The organism is Ruegeria sp. HKCCA6837 (assembly GCF_013034475.1).
In the GTDB taxonomy this organism is placed as follows: domain Bacteria; phylum Pseudomonadota; class Alphaproteobacteria; order Rhodobacterales; family Rhodobacteraceae; genus Ruegeria.
In genome coordinates, this window is sequence record NZ_WQGD01000045.1 from 1 (window position 1) to 5,226 (window position 5,226).

At 51.0% G+C, this 5,226-nt stretch carries 4 protein-coding genes; 1 reads left to right on the plus strand and 3 read right to left on the minus strand.

All coding sequences use genetic code 11. The annotated features are described in order from the left end of the window. Window positions 1–200: 200 nt before the first annotated feature. Together GOV91_RS22355 and GOV91_RS22360 are read right to left on the minus strand one after the other, a co-directional pair. On the minus strand, window positions 201–659 hold the full coding sequence (locus tag GOV91_RS22355) for a hypothetical protein (RefSeq protein WP_170337121.1): 459 nt from the start codon (window positions 657–659) through the stop codon (window positions 201–203). A gap of 1,260 nt (window positions 660–1,919) precedes the next feature. Then, on the minus strand, window positions 1,920–2,423 hold the full coding sequence (locus GOV91_RS22360) for a DNA-binding transcriptional regulator (protein WP_171237117.1): 504 nt from the start codon (window positions 2,421–2,423) through the stop codon (window positions 1,920–1,922). A gap of 780 nt (window positions 2,424–3,203) precedes the next feature. Here GOV91_RS22360 and GOV91_RS22365 point away from each other — a divergent pair. Beyond that, the gene (locus GOV91_RS22365) at window positions 3,204–3,578 is read left to right on the plus strand and encodes a hypothetical protein (RefSeq protein ID WP_171237118.1); all 375 of its coding nucleotides are present in this window, start codon (window positions 3,204–3,206) and stop codon (window positions 3,576–3,578) included. Window positions 3,579–3,833: 255 nt separating this feature from the next. Here GOV91_RS22365 and GOV91_RS22370 read toward each other — a convergent pair. Beyond that, window positions 3,834–5,226, minus strand: a 1,393-nt coding sequence (locus GOV91_RS22370) for a Na+/H+ antiporter NhaC family protein (RefSeq protein ID WP_174836871.1), incomplete at its 5' end; no start/stop codon positions are given.

The window sequence follows — 5,226 nt, forward strand, 5'->3', positions numbered from 1 at the left end:
GGCGTGTCATGCGCATTTCCCAATAGCAACCTTTTTTCGAATCTATCAAGTTCGGCAGTAGTGTGCCAACTTTCGAGAATGTCCGCTTCGGGCTGCCACCGGTCATTAATGTGAAAAGTAACGAAAGGCGACAACAAGCCCAATGCGGGCTTTGCCAACCTTTCAAATCAGCATCATCCCCGACCATTTCAGTTCGAGTTTCAATCCCTAGCGGGCAAGGCAACCTCGCCTTCCCAGTCAGAAATACGGTGCGGTAGCGCCAGGAATTTTGACGCCACACGTGTTTTGGTCGTTCCACTTCCAGTCATCCCCGAATATTTGCCGGTGGAGGAAACAATCCGCCAGTTGTTGACGCCGAAGGCAACAACCTCCCATCTCATGGTGAACGTGTCCTCTTCTTCACCATAAACACAGACGCCACCGCCGCTGACACCGCTGGGTCCGCCGAAACCCGAGCCCACGCACCGGACAAAACCAGGATCGATTGGTCCCTCGTCAACGGTATAAGTCCCATAGTTGTCCTCTTTCCAGAACACGTCCTCGCCCGCGGAAATTTGCTCTTGGTTGACGACATAGAAGTTCGTTGCCGACACTTTCTCTGCAGCAGTCAGACAATGAGGCGCAAAGAGAACTGCGGGGATAAGCATTGAACGCAACATGTTGTTTCCTTCGACAGTGGGGCAAAACCAGCATGATAGAGACTACGAAATTTATTGCTAGGAAAGGAACGCATAGCCGGACCTGAAAAGTCAGCTTCGTCCCGCATCTCAGAGATTGCAAAGCTTAGTGATGAAGGTCCGCTTTGGGCTGACTGCGGTCCTTTGGAGTTAGAATGCGGATGGCCGCAAAGTCTGCATTTCGGAGTTTGCAAAGCTCGACGATGAAGGTCCGGTTTTGCCTCGCTCCGGTCACTTATGTGAAAGGCCGCGACAGACACCTCCGAGCCCATTTTGAGCGGGCAGGACTACCTTCCGAATGCAAGTGCAGTAGGGCTCATGGTCTTGATTCGTCGTGACTTTATCAACTACGGGTGTATCTGCACTCATAGAGCCCCCAACCGAAATTGACACCGATTGGGGACACGAATTATTGGGTATCAGCTTTCTCAAAAAGCGATCACCAAATCTGTTGGTACAGCACCATAAGTCATTAAGATTTATGGTCGCGAACCAATTTTATGATCGTTTCGCTATGCGACAAGCCAAGTCGGGCACAAAGCGGGTCAAGTTCAGTGTGACAAAGCCATTCGTCAACCGCAACCAAAGCTGGTTTTGTCAACCAAGTGCCCCCCGGCCGAAATGGCTTAACTTCTTTTGGGCTCCAGACGACCGTTTCATATGGAAGCACGAGAGGCCCCAGAATGATTTTTCTATCTGATATTTCGCTCATAATAGTATCCCTATCGCTGTTGCAAAAGTGAGCGCCCGGGATATTCCCATAACTCCTGAGCACAGCGCTGGATGGTGAGCCGCCAGCCTGTCGAATAAAACATAACTAAAAAGGTTCCAATACCCGTAACAATTGCGGGGTTTCGGTAGCATGGGCCCCTGCCCCGACGGTGATCGTAAATGGATCACCCAGTCGTTCGAGGGCAAAGAATTACTTTTTGAGGCCGACACCCTCAAATTTCCCCGATTTCTTTTGAACAGTCTTCGCCTTGGAAAGGCCGCTCGCTGTGTCAGCTGCTGTTCACTAATCCGCTGGATGATTGTCGCCGCCAGCTGGTGTTTCATTTCATCGGCGCGTGAAAGGGTGGAGAGTTCCATGTCATTCTCTTTCTTGTCTTGGCCCAATTTGGGACGCCCAAAAAAAAGAGAGAACAATCAAGGCAGGTTTATTTCGTCAGGTTCCAGCGACGGTGGCCATGATTACCACGAGGATCACTCGAAGGCTGGTTGGGATGAAGATGAACATGGTGATCACTCCTTCAATGAGATCTTCTCCATAGTCTTTGGGTCTTTCTCGATCATCGAGAGATACTTGGCAGTGGGGCCCGATGGCGTGCGGCTACCATCCTCGTACTTCTGAAAAGTCTTCACCTCAAAGCCGTACGCAACACAGAATTGCTCCTGAGTATAGCCGAGGCGCTTCCTCAGCCGCGGGAGATTCACACCCTTGTCCGGCGTTGTAGAGATTGCCTTGATGCCAGCCTGCTTCAACTCGGCTAGCAGTTCCTGCAAATCGGAGATTTTAGGTAGCAAGATCAAAGCAGTTGTGCCTGTTGCAGCAACCTGCTCCACAGCGCGTTTAGCCTTGAGAAGTGAGACACCACACTTCGCAAGCGCGCGAGAGGCCTGAATGATGTCAGGGTCTTTTGATGCGCTAACCAGGGCGATTGAGCCTTTTGATCCGGATTTGTTTCGGACGACGTCCTTGACTGGCCCCAGTTGTGCGGCGAGCGCCTTCAATGATGAGTTCGTCATAGTTCACAGTCTCCAATACATAACGGCCAATTGTTCTTAGCCGCGCTACACCCAATCGGTTCGCCTTTAAGCCTTGGATGTGAAAACCACGAAGGATTATGATTTTCTCACGGAGCTCGGCCTCAGCGATCACCGTAATGAGTCCCTCGGGAACCCAGATCGAAGCAATAACCACATCACCTTCACTGTCGTCCCACTCGAACTCAAATCGAATGCTAGTCATTTATATACCCCTCTGGGGGATAACTTCAAGGTATCTCTGTTTTGAGAATGCGCTTCCACAGTACCTGTAGTGCCCTTCATCCAGCCGCCAAGTGCCCTACCCCACCTTCTTCGAGACGGTTCCGTCATCCTCGACTTTCACAAAGGCAACAGTTTTATTGAAGCCGCCCTTGGGCAAGAATTTTACTTTCAAAACAAACCCTCAAATCAATCTCGGTTTTCTCAACTATCCAATCACCGCCCTCACTCCGCAAGTAAATCCATAAGCTCATAACTCTTTTGCCCGACAGAGACGGAAATATCTTCGCCTTGTTCGATGAAATCAAAGAGAGAAATCGGGATGCAAGGATGAACATCTGATCGAAGCCGTCGTAAGTGCGGCCTACGCGCATCGGGACAATTTCGAAATCGCAGTTGCAGATCGACTGCGTGGTCAACTGTTGCCTGATATTTGTTCTGGGCTTGGCCTGAATCCCACAATGACAGCTTCTCACGTGGAATTCACTGGCTTGAATGAAGTCTACAATATAAGTCGCAGGAAAACGGAGCAGTACAAACATGCGCACAACACATAATACCAATGGCGTTACCCCCTTCGCCAATTCCAATCCTGGCAGCGGTCGAGCGCTTGCGGCGACAATCAGTGCTGGTGTTTGGCCGGAACATGATCCTGACATCGACACTCAACTGAACGGCCAAATCGAAGAGAAGGCCTACGAACTACTAGAGGCTCGAGAGATCGAGGCATTTGCCGATTTCAACAGTGACGGTGATCGCACATATTACCAGCTCGAGAACGGAGAAGTCGGGGTTCACTGGGTCGCCGCCCAATTCGTTGAAGCTGGCACGGTCGAAGACCTCGCCGAGCACGTCGTCAGTGAATTCCATCGGTGGGCCGAAGAAAACAAAGAGGTTTCCGGCCTGACAATGTGAAAAGACATCTAGGTTTTCAGCGAAACCCCGTCACACCCGGCGGGGTTTCTTGATTTTGGTTCCAATCATTAATTGGCTTGAGAGAGCTTTGACTGATACTGCCCTGCCCTTCTCAGATCGCACAAGTCAATTTTTCGTTGGCAACTCACATATGCATTTATATGAAAAGTTTTTTTATAATGTAGTTAGCTGCATAGCCGCCGAAGCTTCACCGCGTTCCAGAAAGCGACCCCAAGCCGGAAAATTTGCGGTCCTCTAAGTTGAAGTTCGCCGCTGCGGGAGCTCGCTGGGTTCGGAACCATAGGTCTCTTCCGCGGTCACGGAATCTGGGATTTCATCCCGCTTGAACTTTGTAATTCCAATACCAATCAGAACGACGGGTGTGATCCAGAGCAGGACGGCGTAAGGCGCTATCGAAAGAACGCCTATGCCCATTGTGCCCGCCACAAAGGCGCCATGAACGTTCCACGGAATCAATGGTGAAAAAATGGACCCTGATCCCGCTATTGCTGCTGAGGCGACATATGGTTCCAGACGAGCCTTTATATAGCGTTCTCGATAGGTCGCTGAATTGAGTATTATCGACATGTAAGGATCTGCCGTTGCCGCGTTCAAGCCAATACCAGTTACCGCTGTAGCGACAATCAGACGTGCGCCACCAGTGGCCCAGGCCAACAGCGGAGCAAGCAAACGCCTAAGCATCCCGGTAAACTCGACCAGCGCTCCAAATGCAGCGGCAACGAGTATCAACCAAATAGTCGGCAACATGGACACAACGCCACCGCCTACGAACGTAGAATCGAGTGTTTCACTCCCGCTGTTTAGTGAAAACCCGTTGCCCAATACTTCAAGTGAAAGTTTAACCCAACCTCCTAGCGCTCCAAGGCCCTCGTCGACCATTAACGCGTCAATCAGATCCTGCTGTGTAAATGCAGCGAGTAATGCCGCAGTTATTGCTCCTGCCATCAGAGACAAGAACGCGGTCGTCCGCGCGGACAGCACGAGAACCAAGATGAGTGGCAAGAATGAGATGAAAGACACGGTAAAATGCTCGTCAATAGCCTGGAGTATTTGAGCACTGTCATAGTTGTCAGACATACCGTGTCGCCAACCAAGAAAAAGGAAAAGCACTGCGCTAGCAATCCAGCCAGGCGCAAGGACAGTACGCAGCGCGCGCGCGTGGTCCTTAGCTTCGGCACCCACCACCGATGCCGTGAGAATGAAGGTATCCGAAATTCGACCTAGGCTGTCCCCCGTAAACGCTCCACAAACGGCAGCGGCTGCTGTGACCAGTGGAGAAACTTGCATAGCTGGTGCAAGAGCTACAAACGGCAAACCCACGGCGGCTATCGTGGTGAATGAACTTCCAATCGCATACGAAAGACCAGATGCGACCACAAAGACGATTATGTACAGAAAGCGCGGCGAACCGTATTGAGCTCCGAAATAAATCACTGAAGCAATCGTCCCAGACATAAAAAGTGCTCCAATTAGAGCACCCACCGCAATCAGCACAAAAATTGTTCCCAGAGCTGAATTGATACTATCGGACATGACCGCCGCGAGGTCTTCGGCGGAATTGCCAGTCGTGATTGTCTTTGCCCCGTAAAATTGGGCCACTACTTTGGTCGAGAGGGGGGAACAAGGG